The following is a 15,633-nucleotide window of genomic DNA, read 5'->3' as shown; positions in this document are numbered from 1 at the left end:
CCGGCGCACGGCTCACTCCGCCGCCTGCACCTGGCGGGCGCCGATGATCGCACGTATCTCGGAGCGGCACGAGCCGCAATTGGTGCCGGCGCGCAGGGTCGAGCCGATCGCCTCGAGGCTGTCGCATCCCGAAGCGACCGCTGACGCGAGCTGGTTGGCGCCGACATGGAAGCACGCGCACACGACGCGTCCAATAGCCGGCATGGGCACGGGCGAGCGGCCGGATAGAAGCGCATGGCGATCTGTTGTCGACAGCTTCTGGCGCGTGGCGAGCAGGGACACCAGCCAGTCGCGCGCCGGCAACTGGTCCGGCCCGGCAACCAGCAGGGCTTCCGCCATGGCGCCCCCATAGTCGACGGCTGCTGCGCGATAAGAGAGCCCGCGGCGATCAGTGTATTCCAGAAGCTGATCCTGCCGCTGGACAGCGAGCAGCTTGCGCGCCAGGAGAATACCCTGATCCGGCGGCTCGGTTCCGGTCAGTTCGTAGACCCAGCCCCCCTCGACCGGATGCCGACTCCAGTGAACGAAACCTGTCGGCCGCAGATTACGGCGTGTGATGAGCACGCCGGCCCAGCCGGAATTCTCCCGCACGATCCTGACCGGAACATGCTTGAGCTCCGGTTGGCCGGAATGCGGATCGGTGACCGGCGAGGACAGCAGACCGGCGGCGGCCCTGGCCGCAAACTGTCCGCTCCAATGCATGGGCAGGAAAGCATGGCCACGCCGTTGGGAGTCGGCCACGCGTACTCTCGCCCGAACGAAGCCGAAACGGGTTGAAAGCTGCGCCAGATCGCCATCTTTGAGACGATGCGCGGCCGCATCCGACGGATGAAGATCGACCGCCGGCTCCGGGGCGTTGGCCATCAATCGCGGCACGTTGCCGGTGCGCGTCATCGTGTGCCACTGATCGCGCAGCCGACCGGTGTTCAGGGCAAGCGGATAGTCGGCATCGACAGTGAAGGCCGTTGCCTCCTGCCGGACGGGCACGAAGCGTGCGCGGCCGTCCGACGTCGGGAAGCGGCCGTCTCCGAACAATCTCGTCTGGCGCTCGCCTCGTTCCGACGCGGGCCAATGACGCGGCGCGAAGGTGGAATAGTCTTCATCGGTAAGATCAGCAAAACCGCCGAGATCGAACAGGCGCTCGCCCCTGTTCTCGAAGGCGGAAAGCGCCGCATGCTCGCGGAAGATTTCGGCCGGCGACTGGTATGGGAAGGCGTCGCCAAACCCCATGCGGGTGGCGACGTCGCAGACGATCAGCCAGTCGGCTCTCGCCTCGCCTGGCGGCGGCAGGAAGGGCCGCTGGCGCGAGATACGCCGTTCCGAATTGGTGACCGTGCCGTCCTTCTCGCCCCAGGCGGCGGCCGGCAGCAGCACGTCGGCATAGCGCGTGGTGTCGGTGCGGGTCACATCCGAGACCACGACGAAATCGCATTTGGCGAGCGCGGCGCGCACGCGCGAGGCGTCCGGCATGGAGACGGCGGGATTGGTGCCCATCACCCACAGCGCCTTGATGCGGCCGTCGGTGACCGCCTGGAACATATCCACGGCTTTCAGGCCGCCGCGCCGCGCGATGTCGGCCGCCTTCCAGAAGCGGGACACGCGGTCGATGTTTGCCTCATCGGCGAAGTCCATATGCGCGGCGAGCTGGTTGGCCAGGCCACCCACCTCGCGGCCGCCCATGGCGTTGGGCTGCCCGGTGACCGAGAACGGCCCCATGCCGGGCTTGCCGATGCGGCCGGTGGCGAGGTGGCAGTTGATGATGGCGTTGACCTTGTCGGTTCCATGCGCCGACTGGTTGACGCCCTGACTGTAGACCGTGACGGTCCGCTCTGCGGCGGCGAAGAGATCGTAGAAGGCCTGGACGTCGGCGGCCGCAAATCCGCAGCCTTTCGCGACACGCGCGATCGACGGCGCATCGGCGCAGGCAAGCGCGGCCGTGGCGTCGAAGCCCGACGTATGGTCACGAATGAAATCGGTATCGATCTTTCCGGTCAGGACGAGATGCGCGAGCAGCCCATTGAACAACAGCACGTCCGTGCCAGGGTCCAGCGCCAGATGCAGGTCGCACTCGTCGGCGGTCGCGGTGCGGCGAGGATCGATGACGACGATTTTCGTTCCACGCTCCCGGCGCGCTGCGAGCATGCGCTGGTAGAGCACCGGATGGCACCAGGCGGTGTTGGAGCCGGTGAGCACGACGAGATCGGCGCACTCGAAGTCCTCATAGACGCCCGGGACAATGTCCTCGCCGAAGGCGCGGCGGTGGCCGGCGACGGACGAGGCCATGCAGAGCCGCGAATTGGTGTCGATATTGGCCGAGCCGATGAAGCCTTTCATCAGCTTGTTGGCGACGTAATAGTCCTCGGTGAGCAACTGGCCGGACACATAGAAGGCGACCGACTCCGGCCCATGCTCGGCGATCGTCCGCGAGAATTTTTCGGCCACGAGGTCGAGCGCTTCGTCCCAATCGGCCTGCCTGCCGCCGATTTCCGGCTGGAGCAGACGGCCTTCCAGACGGAGCGTCTCGCCGAGCGCCGTCCCCTTCGAACAGAGCTTACCGAAATTGGCCGGGTGATCGGGATCGCCGCGGACGGACGTCGTGCCGTCCGCGGCGATCTTGGCCAGCACGCCGCAACCCACCCCGCAATAGGGGCAGGTGGTCCTCACCTCGCGCGCTTCGTCCATGCCTCAGGCCGCTTTCGAGGCCAGCGCTTCGAGCGCGATGAACAGCCGCTCGTCCTCGACCTTGACCGGGATCGTTCGCACCGTGCCCTCGTCGGCGCCGAGCGCCTTTCCCGTCTCCAGCGAGATCACCCAATTGTGCAGCGGGCAGGTCACCGCGGCGCCGTGGACAATGCCTTGGCTCAGCGGCCCGCCTTTGTGCGGGCAATGGTCGTCGATGGCAAAGACCTGGTCGTCCGCCGTGCGGAAGACAGCGATCTTGCCTTGCGGCGTGGCCACGCAGCGCGCGCCGCGCGGCGGAATGTCGGCGATGGAGCCGATCGGTGTCCAGGTCATGCGGCCGTCCTCGTCTTTGGCTGATAGGAAGGCACCCAGGTGCCTCGCGCAAACCTTTCCATCATTCCGCAGCCTCCGCGAACCCGACCGACGCCATCGGCCGGAACTCGTGCTTGTCCTTGCCGGAGACGCGCTCCGACCATGGATCGACCTGGGCGAATTTCTGGCTGAAGACGAAGCGCTCGTAATAGGCTCTGCGCTTTTCGCCATCATCCAGGATCTGTTTTTTGATCTCGGCGGTGCCGATCCGCTTGCCCCATTTGTAGATGCGCTCGAGATAGCGCGCCTGCTCGCGATACATCTGGACGAGCGCCACGATGACCTCCAGCGCCTCGTCCTCGGTCTTCACCAGTCCCAGCACTTCGGTGCCCTTGATGTCGAGGCCGGCAGCGCCCGCGAAATGGATTTCGTAGCCGGAGTCGACGCAGACCACGCCGACATCCTTGCAGGTCGCCTCCGCGCAGTTGCGCGGGCATCCCGATACCGCCATCTTCACCTTGGCCGGCGTCCACGAGCCCCACATGAATTTCTCGATGCGGATGCCGAGCCCGGTCGAATCCTGGGTGCCGAAGCGGCACCAGTCGGAACCGACGCAGGTCTTCACCGTGCGCAGACCCTTGGCATAGGCATGGCCGGAGACGAAGCCGGCCTTGCCGAGATCGGCCCATACGGCCGGCAGGTCTTCCTTGCGGATGCCCAGCATGTCGATGCGCTGGCCGCCGGTCACCTTGACGGTTGGAATACGGAACTTGTCGACGACATCGGCAATGGCGCGCAATTCGTTTGCGCTGGTCACGCCGCCCCACATGCGCGGCACCACCGAATAGGTGCCATCCTTCTGGATGTTGGCGTGCACGCGCTCGTTGATGAAGCGCGACTGATAGTCGTCGGCATATTGGTCCGGCCAGTCGCAGACGAGATAATAGTTAAGCGCCGGCCGGCATTTTGCGCAGCCGCAGGAGGTCTTCCATTCGAGTTCCTGCATGACGGCCGGAATTGTCTTCAGGCCCTTCGCCTTGATCAGGCGCCGCACATCATCATGGCCGAGGCTCGTGCAGCCGCACATCGGCTGCACGGCCGCAGGGTTGTAGGCTTCGCCCAGCGTCAGCTTCAGCAGCTGTTCGACCAAACCTGTGCACGAGCCGCAGGAGGCCGAAGCCTTGGTGTGGGCCCGCACATCGTCGAGGCCGGTAATCCCCTTGGCCGTGATCGCGCCGGTGATCTTGCCCTTGCAGACGCCGTTGCAGCCGCAGATTTCCGCATCATCCGCCAGTGCTGCAACGGCCGCCAAAGGGTCCGAGGAAACGCCTCCCTGAAACGCCTGGCCGAAGATCAGCGTGTCGCGCATCTCGGAGATATCGGTCGCCTTCTTCTTGAGGTCGTTGAACCAGGCGCCGTCACCCGTCTCGCCGAACAGCACCGTGCCGATGATGCGGTTGTCCTGCAGCACGAGGCGCTTGTAGATGCCGGCGGATGCGTCGCGCAGGATGATCTCCTCACGGTCCTCGCCATCGGCGAAGTCGCCCAGCGAATAGAGGTCGATGCCGGTGACCTTGAGCTTGGTCGGCGTGTCGGAATGGACGAACCGCCTGTCCTCGCTGTCCGCCAGCGCGGCCGCAGCGACCCGCGCCATCTCGTAGAGCGGGGCGACCAGTCCATAGACATGGCCGCCGACCTCGGCGCATTCGCCAAGCGCCATGATGGCAGGATCGGAGGTCCGCATGCGGTCATCGACGACGATGCCGCGATTGACCTCGAGCCCGGCCTCCTTGGCCAAAGCGGTGCTCGGGCGGATGCCGACCGCCATAACCACCAGAGTTGCCGGGATGATCGTGCCGTCCATCAGTTCGACACCCTCGACCTTGCCGTTGCCGACAATCGCCTTGGTGTTGGCCTTGGTCATGACCTTGATGCCGCGCGCCTCGACGGCCTTCTGCAGCAGGTAGCCGGCGGCCGGATCGAGCTGGCGCTCCATCAGCGTCGGCATGACGTGCAGCACGGTCACATCCATGCCGCGTTCCTTCAGCCCCGCAGCGGCTTCGAGGCCGAGCAGGCCGCCGCCTATGACGACCGCCTTGGCGCGCGACTGCGCCGCAAGCAGCATGGCGTTGACGTCGTCGAGGTCGCGGTAGCTGAGCACGCCCGGCAGGTCTTTCCCCGGCACCGGGATGATGAACGGGACCGAGCCGGTGGCGATGACCAGCCGGTCATAGCTTTCGGTCACGCCGTGGTCCGAGGTGACGGTCTTGGCCTCACGGTCGATGGCGACGATGCGGTGGCCCTTGTAGAGGGTGATGCCGTGCTTGATGTACCAGCCGTCGCCATGGATGACGATTTCCTCGAACGCCTTCTCGCCCGACAGCACCGGCGACAGCATGATGCGGTCGTAGTTCACGCGCGGCTCGGCGTTGAAGATGGTGACGCTGTAGCGGTCGGGCGCTTCCTCCAGCAGGTGCTCCAGCATTCTGCCCGGCGCCATGCCATTGCCGATGATGACGAGTTTCTCGCTCATGTCCGGTCTGCTCCGATCTATTCGGCGGCGTAGGAAAGGGACGATGTCTTGACGTCCGCCCGTCGCTCCATGCGGCGGATGCTGAAGTGCATCCAGACCAGACAGGACAAGACGATCACGAAGAGCAGCATGAAGCAGCTCGACCAGACGCCGGTGAGGTCATTCAGCGCGCCGAAGGCGATCGGCAGGATGAAGCCGCCGAGGCCGCCGATCATGCCGACCACGCCGCCGACCGCGCCGACGCTGTGCGGATAATAAGCTGGGATGTGCTTGTAGACGGCGGCCTTGCCGAGGCTCATGAAGAAGCCGAGCACGGAGGCGACGGCGATGAAGGCGAGCGGGCCGATCTCGAAGTGGAACGGGATCGGCCCGCTGATGCCGCGCACCACGTAATCTACCGAGGGGAGAGACAGAACGAGGGTCGCGACGGCAGAGACGCTGAAGGTCCTATAGAGCACGGTGCGGGCACCGATGCGGTCGGACAGCACGCCGCCATAGGCGCGGAAGATGCTTGCGGGGATCGAATAGGCGGCGCCGATCATGCCGGCGGTGGCGATGCCGAAGCCGTAGACGCCGATCAGGTAGCGCGGTAGCCACAGCGACAGCGCCACGAACGCGCCGAAGGCGAAGAAATAGTAGAAGGCGAAGCGCCAGACCTGCCGGTTCTTCAGCGGCGCGAATTCCTGCCAGAAGCTCCTCGCCGGCGCCGCCTTGCCGGCACGGCGTTCGCGGATGACAGGATCGTCGTTGGTGGTGAACCAGAAGACGATCGCCATGACGACCAGCGCCGCGGCCCAGATCAGCGCCACCGACTGCCAGCCCCAGGCAAGCAGCACGAGCGGCGCCAGGAACTTGGTGACCGCCGCACCGACATTGCCGACGCCGAAAATGCCGAGCGCCGTGCCTTGTTTGCCGGCAGGGAAGAAGCGCGAGACATAGGCGACGCCGACGGCAAAAGAGCCGCCTGCAAGGCCGACGCCGAGCGCTGCGACCAACATCTGCTGATAGGTGTGGGCAAATGCGAGCAGGAAAGTCGCGACCGCCGCCGCGAGCATGGTGAGCGTGTAGACCAGGCGGCCGCCGTAGCGGTCGGTCCAGACGCCGAGCACCATGCGTACGAGCGAGCCGGTGAGGATCGGCGTGCCGACAAGCAGGCCGAACTCGGTCTCGTTCAGCCCGAGCTCCTGCTTGATGCGCACGCCGATGATGGAAAAGATCGTCCACACCGCGAAGCACACGGTGAAGGCGATGGTGGACATGACGAGCGCTTGCCGGGGAGCACTGTCCTGGCTTTGCGCGGCTGGGAGGTTTACGGTCATGGTTGGCTCCGGTTTGCGGCGGCAGGCGCCGCGTGTGGTGTTGATCAGGCGTGCGGCATCGGTCAGCGCGACGGGGCTTGCGCGGTCACTTGCGGACCCTTGCCCTCGGCTTCGTGACTGGCGGGAAAAAAGAACAGCGCGGCAATGAACAGCACCGCCGTCAGCGCGCTGCTCGCCAGGACATCGCGGCGGGTGAAATCCTTGAGCGAGGGTCCGATCCGTCTGGTCATCGTCATCTCCGGTCCAAAACGAAAAAAGCTGCCGTCCAGGCCCTCTCGCGTCCGTACATCCGGGATCGCGTGGTGACCTGAGCGGCAGCTTTGCCTGTGGCGCCCGCCATTGGACGCCTGTTCTGTTGCCCACGAGGGGCTCGGTTATTTCAAAGCACGAAGCGTGCCAGTTTTACGAGAGACCAGAATTTCATTTAAAATCAGTCTTCTAGCCCAATCCGACTGCGGCGGAGCCAAGCTGCAACGCGGTCAAACATTGATCAATGGCATGGACATGCCGCACAAATTTTGTGCATCGCACAAGACTGGCGCGCGAATGATCAGGCGCGTTTCTGGCCGGCAATGTAGGCGTCGATCCGGTCCGGATCGAAGATCTGGCCGTCGAAAAATCCGTCGGGACCAAGCACCAGGCTCGCCCCCGCCGAGCCGACTGGCGTCGCAACCTTCAGCGCGCCTTCGACCTTGGCATTGGCGCCGGGCAGCGCCACGCCGAGCGGCTTCAAGGCCGAGCGGTAGAGGTCGGGCCGATAGCAGTCGCGGGCGATGGCGAGGTTCTGCGGAGTGTGCGGCAATTGTCCCCAGCGCACCATTTGCGTGTAGAACCACAGCGCATGGCTCTTCCAGGGAAAGTTCGCCGCCTTGTCGAAGGGAAGGAAGAAATCCTCGACGCGCCGCTCCACGCCGCCGCCAAGCTGAAGGCGTCCGGTAAGTGCCGGCATCTGGATTGCCTCCGGCTGCCCAAGGAAGGCCGGCCTTGACATCAGGGCGGCCAGTTCGCCGCGGTTCGCCGGTTCCTGGCACCAGCGGGCGGCGTGATGCAACGCCCTGAGAAGTGCTGCAAGCGCCTCCGGGTTCTCCTCGGCCCACACTTTGCGCGCGCCGATCACCTTTTCCGGACTGTTGCGCCAGAGCAGCGCCTTGACGGTGACGATGCGGCCGGTTCCGGCCGCGACAGCGGCGCTGTTCCAGGGCTCGCCGACGCAATAGCCGTCGATGCGGCCGGCGGCCAGCGCGTCGGCCATGAAGGGCGGCGGCACGATGACGATCTCGATGTCTCGGTCGGGTTCGATGCCGCAGGCGGCAAGCCAGTAGCGCAGTTCGTAATTGTGCCCGGAATGCGGATGCACGACGGCGAAGCGCAGTGGCTCGCGGCCGGCACCCGCCCGCTCGCGGATCAGCGCGCCGAGCGCTGCCCCGGCGCGCCCCGGATCGAGGTCGGGCGCGGCACCTTGCGCCGCCATGCCGTCCCAAACCTCGTTGGACACGGTGACGCAGTTGCCGCCGAGCCCGAGGGAGAAGGGCACGATGGTCTCCGAGGCAAGCGGAGTCAGCCCGAGGCTGCAGGCGAGCGGCATCGGCCCCAGCATGTGCGCGACATCGAAATGGCCGATGGCGATGCGGTCACGGATGTTGGCCCAGGAGGTCTCACGCTGCAGCTTGAGCTCGATGCCCTCGCGTGCGGCAAAGCCCATCTCGCCGGCCGCGACCAGGACCGCGCTGTCGAAGAGCGGCATGAAGCCGGCGGTGATTTCGTGCGCCATGCTCATTCGCCCTCCAGCGGTCCCAGCAAGCCCGCTGCGGTCACCAGGCTCTGGGCGATCTCGGCGATCTTGCGGTTCTGGTTCATCGCGGTCTTGCGCAGAAGCGTGTAGGCAGCCTCCTCGCTCAAGCCCCGCGACTTCATCAATATGCCCTTGGCCCGGTCGATGACCTTGCGGTTCTCCAGCTCGCTGCGCGCCTCCTCCAATTCACGCGCCATGCGCGAGAAGGCGTTGAAGCGGCTGATCGCCATGTCGAGGATGGGCTTGATGCGCTCCTTCTTCAGCCCGTCGACGACATAGGCGGACACGCCCGCATCGACCGCGGCCTCGATCGAGGCCTGGTCAGAGCGGTCGACGAACATGGCGATCGGCCGCTTCACCGCGCGCGACAGCTGGAACATGTTCTCCAGCATGTCGCGATTGGGGTTTTCCAGATCGATGACGATGACGTCCGGCTCGATCTCGGCGATGCGCCGGGCAATGCCGGCCACGTCATGGATCACCGTGACATGGCGATGGCCGGCATCCCGCAATCCGGCCTCGATGATCGAGGCGCGGATGCGGTTCTCGTCGATAACAAGGATGGTCAACGAACCGGTGGACATGCGCCTATTGTGCAGCCAGACCGCAATTGTGCAATGCGGCAGTCGACGGATTGGTTTCCACCCGATCGTCGGGAGGGCTGCGACGCTTTCGCGTCCCGGCCTGCGTTGCCGGTGAAGGGCGGGAACACTATAGATGTTCCATCGTGCGCGAAGATATTCACACGACAGGCGTCCCGGTACTCTGCGTTTCATGCGAGGCGCGGCATCGTGGCATATGCGGCGCGCTCAACGCCGGGCAGCTCGTCGATCTTGCCAGATCGACGAAACGGCACAGGGCCGAGGCCGGCAAGGAACTGGTGGGCGATTCCAGGAGCGTCGAGCGTTTCTCGAACGTCCTTTCAGGCGTCGTGAAGCTGACCAAGACGCTTTCTGACGGCCGCCAGCAGATTGTCGGCCTGCAATTCGCTCCCGATTTCCTCGGCAGGCCGTTCCAGAGCGAGAGCACGCTCAGCGCCGAGGCGGCGACCGACGTCGAACTGTGCTCGTTCCCGCGCCAGGCGCTGGAGCGCATGATAAAGGAACAGCCAGACCTTGAGCATCGCCTGCTCGAACAGAAGCTACGCGAGCTCGACCAGGCGCGCGACTGGATGGTGGCGCTCGGCCGCAAGACAGCCTCCGAGAAGATCGCGAGCTTCCTTCTGATGATCGCGCGCAACATCGACCCCGCCGCCGGGCCGGAGCGGCGCGGCGCCGCTTTCGATCTGCCTCTGTCGCGTGCGGAGATCTCGGATTTCCTGGGTCTCACCGTCGAGACGGTAAGCCGGCAGATCACCCGGCTGCGGGGCGAGGGCGTCATCCGCGTCGAAAACAACCGCCACGTCATCGTCGACGACATCGGGCGCCTGGCCGCGCGGGCCGGGGACTGATCCCCGCCACTTTCCTTTAGAGAGCAATTCCAGGAAAAGTGCGTAGCGGTTTTCCGTCCGGAATTGCGTAACAGATGCCTACTGATTGCCGAGAACCTTCGGCAGCACGTGGTCGCGCTCAAAGGCAATGTGGCGGCGCAACGATTCGAAGAAGGCGCGCAGCATGTAGCCGAACGCCTCGGGATTTTCGATCTGCCGACCGTGGCCGTAGGCCAGCAGCGCCTCGCTGAGATCCGCCGCCGCGCTTTCATCCTCCAGGTGCTCGAGCTTCAGTCGCGCGACGGTGTCGTCCTCGCCCGTCTGCCGCACGAAGGCAGGGAAGACGACCTCTTCCTCGAAGCGGTGGCACTCGCGCAGCAGCGGCAGGAGATCGGCCGCCACAGCCAGGCACTGGAGCCGGTCGACGCGCGACGGCAGGTCGTCGGCGATGCCTTCGAGCATGTGGCAGAGCGCGAGCTTCTGCATATGCGCCCGCCGCATATCTGCCGGGCTATGCAGCGGCTCCTGCTCGGCGCTCGTCATGATAGCTCCTCCGTCACGCCCGGGCTTAAGGAGGGTTGCTGCTCGACGGCAACAGGATCGGGAACATCGCCAGCCCACGGTGGCGATCACCGTCGCGACGCCGAGGAAGAAAGTCGGACATGGAGCATCCTTTCTGGACATCGCCTCATAGCGCGACACGAATGCTGGAGACTTGACCTGAATCAACTCATGTCCTCCTCGCCTGTGCGAGAAGCGGGCCATGAAAACGCAGGTCGTTCCCGTACCGGTTCCTGATTCCGCCGCCGCGACGCCCGGTACCTTTCAGTCGCTTTCCGCCGCCGAGCGATTGGCAAGGCGTGGATTGCGCGGTCTTCTCGCCTTGCAGGCGGTCCGCACCGTGCTCAGGCTCGGCTTCGCCGCGACCGCGGCGATGGCCGCTGGCCGGCTCGTGATGGGTGAGACGGTCGATCCATGGCTCGTCGCCGGGATGATCGCGCTGCTCGCGGCCGCATGCCTCGCCGGATTCGCCGCCGAAAGGTTGCAGGCTTCCGCGGAAAACGCCGTGTCGACGCGACTGCGGGCGCTCGCGGGCGAACGACTGGGCAAGATGCCGGCGCGGCAGCTGCAGTCGCTTTCGACGGGCGCCTTGATCGTCTCGATGCAGCGCCATCCGGAATCGATCGCCGCGCTGGTGGTGGGGCATCGCGCCGCCACGGGCATGATGGCGGCCGGGCCGTTGCTCGCCGCCATCGCGCTTTGCTTCGTCTCCTGGCAGGCCGCTCTGCTGGTCATCTGCCTGACGCCGGTCATGATCCTGTTCTTCGCGCTGGTGGGCAATGCGATCCGCCGGCGCGCCGACGCCCAGGAGCGTGCCTTCGGCCGGCTGGCGGGCCAGTTCGCCGACCGCGTCCGCACGCTGCCCACAATTCTTGCCAACCACGCGACGGCAAGCGAGGAGGCAAAACTCGGCCAGCGCCTGGAGGGCTACGCCGGCGAGACGATCGGTCTGCTGCGCATAGCCTTTGCCAATGCCGGGATCATCGACTTCTTCGCCTCGCTCTCGATTGCGATCCTCGCCATCTTCCTCGGCCTGGGCCACCTGAAGCTTGCGACGATCCCGGGCTTTTCCCATCTCGAGCTCTGGCAAAGCCTGTTCATCCTGATGATCGCGCCGGAATATTTCGCGCCGTTCCGTCGCTTCTCGGAGCAGTACCATGCCAAGGCGGAAGGGTTGGCGGCTGCCGCCGCGCTGGACCGGCTGCTCGGCGCCGAACCGATCGCGTCGACGACCTTGCCGGTGCTCGATCGGTTGCGCCTGAGATTGCCGGCGCATGGCCTCGTCGCCATCGTCGGCCCGAGCGGATCGGGCAAATCGACGCTTCTGCGCCGTCTCTCCGGGCTCGAGCCGGGCGCCATGCCGATGCCGGGAACCCGTCCGCTGGCCGCCGGGGAGATCGCCTGGGTTTCGACGGACGCCTACGTGCCAGAAGGAACGCTGGCGGAGGCCATTTCGTGGAATGGCGGCGCGCTGGACCGGAGCCGGCTGGAAAATGCCGCGCGCGCGATCGGGCTGCTCGACGACGCCCTGCTGCCGGGCGGTCTCGATGCAAGGCTGGACAAGGGCGGCGCCAATCTTTCGGGCGGCCAGCGGCTTCGCATCGCCGTCGCCCGGGCGCAACTTTCTGGACGAACCGTGCTCGCCGACGAGCCGACGGCAAAGCTCGACCGCGCGACCGCCGAAGCCGTGCGGCGCATGCTGATCGGGATTTCAGGAACGCGGCTGGTCGTCGTAGCGACGCATGACCGGGACCTTGCCGCCGCCGCCGACCTGGTTGTGGACCTCACCCGTGACGATACCGTCGAGGTGGCGGCATGAGCACCGCGTTTCAGTCATCGAGCCGCAAGTCGTGGCGGCTGACGACCGGCTTCGCCTTCACCGCGCTGGCCTGCGCCATATTGCTGGGCGGCGTGTCCGCCTGGCTGCTCGGCTCGGTGGCGATCGCCGGCCTTTCCGCCGCCGCTTTCACTTTCAACTTTCACACCCCCGCGGCTTTCATCAGGCTGTTCGCGGTCGGCCGCACCGCCGCCCGCTACGGCGAGCGGCTGACCGGCCACAAGGCCGCGCTCGCCGATCAGATATCGCGTCGCGTCGAGCTGTTCGCCGCGATGGCGGCGGCGCCGGCGGTGCGCCGGGCCGGATGGCAGCTGGGCGACGATTCGCGCCTTGCCGACTATCTGGACGATGTCGAGGACCTCGACTTCGCCAGGCTGCGCGCCGGCCTGCCGGCTCTGACGCTTGCCTGCGGTCTTGCCGTCCTGATTGCCGGCTCGGCAGTGCTGGCGCCTTTGTCCCTCCTGCCCATCATAGTCTTGCTGCTTGCCATCCTGTTCGCGGGGAACCGGGTGGCCAGAGCTGGCGCCATGGCATGGCGTGAGACCAGGTCGCTGCGCCGCGGGGGCGCGAGCCGGCTTGGCGCGGCCATGGCGTCAGCCGTACCCCTGAAGGCGGAGGGCGCCTGGAACCGAGAATGCACTGAGGCCCTTGCCGCGCTCTCTCGCGCCGACGGCGCGCAGCTTGTCCTTCGCCGGCTGCAGGCCATGCTGGATATGGTCGCGGCGGCCCTCGGTCCGGTTGCCGGCGTCAGCGTGATGGCGGCTGCCTGGTATGCGGGCACACAAGGCACGGAGCTTCTCGCGCCGATGCTGCTCGCCTTCTCCTGGCTGGCGCTGGGCGAAACCATGAATGGCGCATCGCGCATGCTGGTTGCCGTGCTTCGCCGCAACGCGGCTCGCGCCGAGATCGGCCAATGGACACACGGCACCGCCACCGGCAGGCGCGAATTCGCCCTGGATGACATCAGGCCCGGCCTGCTGCTTCATGGCGGCCTACAACGCCGTGCGCCCGACGGCCGGTCGATCGGAACGCCCATCTCCCTGCTTCTCGCGCGGGGCCAGCCGACACTGCTCGTCGGCGCAAGCGGCTCGGGCAAGACGAGCCTGCTCAAGCAGATCGCCGGCTGGATCGGCGACGATGCCTTCGCCACCGACGACCGCATCCTGTCGGCGGGCGAGCGGCGGGCGCTCGTGTCCCTCGTCCTGCACGACGCGGTCGTGCTCGAGGATACCGTCCGCGCCAATCTCTTCGCCGGCGATGCTCCGGATGCCGTACTCTGGCGGGCGCTGGAAGCCGTCGAGATGGACGGCCGCATCCGCGACGCGGGCGGGTTGGACAGCTGGGTCAGGCAGGACAGGTTCTCGCTCGGCGAAGCCCAGCGCATCAACCTCGCACGCGCCTGGCTGTCATCCCGACCCGTTGTGCTGCTGGACGAACCGACCGAGCATCTCGACGAGGCGCAGGGCGAGCGTATCCTCGAGCGGCTGCTCGCCCGCTTCAGCGATAGGATCGTCGTCGTCTCCACCCATCGCGCACCGCCGCTTCGGGATGTCCGCACGATCGAGTTGCAGCCGTGATCACGCTGCCGAGCTGTCCTGCTCTGCGGCATTGGGATCGCCCGGCGCCGTCGCCCAGGCGAGCTCGACCAGCGTCACGGTGCGTCGCCCTGTGCCGTCGACCTGGCAGACAATGAGGCCCTGCTCCTCGATATAATCGAGCAGCCGCCGCGCCCGGCGCAGCGAGTGCGAGCCGTAGGCGCGCGCGATCGCCGCGTCGCTGGGACACGGCCAGCCCTCCTTCGCCGCGCGGGCGATCATCATGAACACGCCCTGCATGTCCTCGGGCAGAAGCGAGGCGCGGACGGAGACGTCCCGCCACGCATCGTCCTCTGCCATGTCGGAGCCGACGCCGGCTCGCGCCCTGGTCAGCATTCGGCGGAATTCCGGAAGATCGGGCACCACCGAGGCAAGCCCTTCGATGCGGCAGCGGACCACGAACTCCTGATAGAGCACGCCGATGACGCGGAAGCCGGCATCGGGCTCGGCCAGGATGGCGCGCAGGATGCGGTCCATCCGCTCGCGCCGTTCGGCCAGGTCCTCGGCGCTGGGCTGCGGCTCCGCCGGCTCAGGGCGCATCTCCAGCGGCGCGGCCTTGGCCGCCATCAGCTGGTCGAGGAGGTCCGGCGAAGGCCGGCGCTGCGGCCTGACCGTCTCCGGCGGCGGCGCTGCGAGGATGATCGAGCGTGCATCCTCAAGGGCCGCTTCGGGCAGCGGCATCAGCCGCGGCGTGCCGTTGCGCGGGCTGGTCTCGGTCTGGCCGATGCGCACGCCGAGCGGGCGGCGCGACAAAGCGGGCCCAAGCGCCATGAAATGCCCGCGCTCCAGGTCGCGAAAGGCTTCGGCCTGGCGCCGCTCCATGCCGAGCAGGTCGGCCGCGCGCGCCATGTCGATGTCGAGGAAGGTACGCCCCATCAGGAAGTTGGAGGCTTCCGCCGCTACGTTTTTAGCGAGCTTCGCCAGCCGCTGCGTGGCGATGATGCCGGCCAGCCCGCGCTTGCGGCCGCGGCACATCAGATTGGTCATCGCGCCGAGCGAGAGCTTGCGCGCCTCGTCCGAAACCTCGCCGGCGGCGGCGGGCGCGAAGAGCTGCGCCTCGTCGACGACCACCAGCATCGGGTACCAGTGGTCGCGCGCGACCTCGAACAGCCCGCCGAGGAAAGCCGCTGCGCGCCGCATCTGGTTCTCGGCGTCGAGCCCCTCGAGATTGAGCACCGTCGAGACGCGGTGGATGCGCGCCCGCTCGCCCGCCGCCTGCAGGCCGCGCTCGGTATGCTCCTCGGCGTCGATCACCAGATGCCCAAAACGTTCGCCAAGCGACACGAAGTCGCCTTCGGGGTCAATGATGGTCTGCTGCACCCAGGGCGCGCTCTGTTCGAGCAGCCGGCGCAGCAGATGCGACTTGCCGGAGCCCGAATTGCCCTGCACCAGCAGCCGGGTTGCCAGCAGTTCCTCAAGGTCGAGGGCGGCCGGCGCGCCTACGCTCGTCTGCCCCATCTCGATTGCAACCGTCATATTTCGACTCAGAACGCCTCCATGCGCGCCACGGGCTTATCAACCGAAGCCGGGCGCGTCGAGCATGGCCGCGCACCGCTTGGCGGTGTTCCACATC

At 66.6% G+C, this 15,633-nt stretch carries 12 protein-coding genes; 3 read left to right on the top strand and 9 right to left on the bottom strand.

Annotated features, from left to right (window positions below):
• Nucleotides 1-12 precede the first annotated feature (12 nt).
• From EJ069_RS31380 to EJ069_RS31355, 7 genes are all read right to left on the bottom strand, one after another.
• Nucleotides 13-2,682 carry a nitrate reductase gene (locus EJ069_RS31380; protein ID WP_126064418.1) on the bottom strand — a complete coding sequence of 890 codons (2,670 nt, stop codon included), beginning with the start codon at nt 2,680-2,682 and terminating at the stop codon, nt 13-15.
• A 3-nt stretch (nt 2,683-2,685) separates the two neighbouring features.
• Complete coding sequence (gene nirD, locus EJ069_RS31375) at nt 2,686-3,015, bottom strand: nitrite reductase small subunit NirD (protein WP_126064417.1); 330 nt, start codon at nt 3,013-3,015, stop codon at nt 2,686-2,688.
• Nucleotides 3,016-3,076: 61 nt separating this feature from the next.
• On the bottom strand, nt 3,077-5,527 hold the full coding sequence (nirB, locus tag EJ069_RS31370) for a nitrite reductase large subunit NirB (protein WP_126064416.1): 2,451 nt from the start codon (nt 5,525-5,527) through the stop codon (nt 3,077-3,079).
• A 17-nt stretch (nt 5,528-5,544) separates the two neighbouring features.
• Complete coding sequence (locus EJ069_RS31365; RefSeq protein WP_126064415.1) at nt 5,545-6,846, bottom strand: nitrate/nitrite transporter; 1,302 nt, start codon at nt 6,844-6,846, stop codon at nt 5,545-5,547.
• A 62-nt stretch (nt 6,847-6,908) separates the two neighbouring features.
• Nucleotides 6,909-7,076, bottom strand: a complete 168-nt coding sequence (locus tag EJ069_RS32960; RefSeq protein WP_189341465.1) for a hypothetical protein — start codon at nt 7,074-7,076, stop codon at nt 6,909-6,911.
• A 320-nt stretch (nt 7,077-7,396) separates the two neighbouring features.
• Nucleotides 7,397-8,623, bottom strand: a complete 1,227-nt coding sequence (locus EJ069_RS31360) for a CmpA/NrtA family ABC transporter substrate-binding protein (protein WP_126064414.1) — start codon at nt 8,621-8,623, stop codon at nt 7,397-7,399.
• Nucleotides 8,620-9,222, bottom strand: a complete 603-nt coding sequence (locus EJ069_RS31355) for an ANTAR domain-containing response regulator (RefSeq protein ID WP_042638220.1) — start codon at nt 9,220-9,222, stop codon at nt 8,620-8,622. The genes EJ069_RS31360 and EJ069_RS31355 overlap by 4 nt, the downstream gene beginning before the upstream one ends.
• A 143-nt stretch (nt 9,223-9,365) precedes the next feature.
• On the opposite strand from EJ069_RS31355, the gene EJ069_RS31350 reads away from it, so the two are divergent.
• A complete protein-coding gene (locus tag EJ069_RS31350; protein WP_348639351.1) occupies nt 9,366-10,088 on the top strand; it encodes a Crp/Fnr family transcriptional regulator in 723 nt (240 codons plus the stop codon).
• A gap of 78 nt (nt 10,089-10,166) precedes the next feature.
• Here the strand turns inward: EJ069_RS31350 and EJ069_RS31345 are convergent, their stop codons facing one another.
• Entirely contained in the window at nt 10,167-10,610 is a 444-nt protein-coding gene (locus EJ069_RS31345) for a hemerythrin domain-containing protein (RefSeq protein ID WP_245456373.1), read from the bottom strand.
• Nucleotides 10,611-10,830: 220 nt separating this feature from the next.
• Between EJ069_RS31345 and EJ069_RS31340 the strand changes: the two genes are divergently transcribed.
• Both EJ069_RS31340 and EJ069_RS31335 read left to right on the top strand, forming a co-directional pair.
• Nucleotides 10,831-12,447, top strand: coding sequence for an ATP-binding cassette domain-containing protein (locus tag EJ069_RS31340; RefSeq protein WP_126064413.1), 1,617 nt, complete (start codon nt 10,831-10,833; stop codon nt 12,445-12,447).
• Entirely contained in the window at nt 12,444-14,042 is a 1,599-nt protein-coding gene (locus tag EJ069_RS31335) for an ATP-binding cassette domain-containing protein (RefSeq protein ID WP_126064412.1), read from the top strand. The genes EJ069_RS31340 and EJ069_RS31335 overlap by 4 nt, the downstream gene beginning before the upstream one ends.
• Here EJ069_RS31335 and EJ069_RS31330 read toward each other — a convergent pair whose 3' ends face one another.
• On the bottom strand, nt 14,043-15,536 hold the full coding sequence (locus EJ069_RS31330) for an ATP-binding protein (protein WP_126064411.1): 1,494 nt from the start codon (nt 15,534-15,536) through the stop codon (nt 14,043-14,045).
• Nucleotides 15,537-15,633: the final 97 nt, after the last annotated feature.

It is taken from the genome of Mesorhizobium sp. M2A.F.Ca.ET.043.05.1.1 (genome assembly GCF_003952445.1).
GTDB lineage: Bacteria > Pseudomonadota > Alphaproteobacteria > Rhizobiales > Rhizobiaceae > Mesorhizobium.
The sequence above is the reverse complement of the archived record's forward strand: the minus strand, read 5'-3'. Positions and strand labels throughout refer to the sequence as shown.